This window comes from Flavihumibacter fluminis, assembly GCF_021491375.1.
In the GTDB taxonomy this organism is placed as follows: Bacteria; Bacteroidota; Bacteroidia; order Chitinophagales; family Chitinophagaceae; genus Flavihumibacter; species Flavihumibacter fluminis.
Genome location: NZ_JAKEVY010000023.1, coordinates 1 through 291, shown reverse-complemented (window position 1 = coordinate 291; position 291 = coordinate 1). Strand labels below are relative to the sequence as shown.

Below are 291 nucleotides of genomic sequence, written 5' to 3'. Positions count from 1 at the left end.
GTGGAGTACCATACCACCGATAAGCTGTACGTCGTAGTGGACCATGTCCCATACCACTTCATTGCCGGCGGCGATCCACTTGTTGTGCCAAATGGCATCTTCTCCCTGGATCTCGATATTTGGTTTTTTGGCAGCGAGTTCGCGGTCACGCAAGGTTGCCTTGACCACCAATTTGCCGTTTTCCTTGAACCTCCTTGCCGTTTCCTTGACAATGGCAAAGGCATCCACCATCACTTTGTCAAGTGCGAGTTCCAAAGCCTCGTCTCTGGATTTTTCCGTTTTGTCTATTTC

The 291-nt window shown here is 49.8% G+C and carries 1 protein-coding gene; it reads right to left on the bottom strand.

What is annotated here, in order from left to right:
* On the bottom strand, window positions 1-291 hold a 291-nt coding region (locus tag L0U88_RS20735), incomplete at both ends, for a hypothetical protein (RefSeq protein ID WP_234868782.1).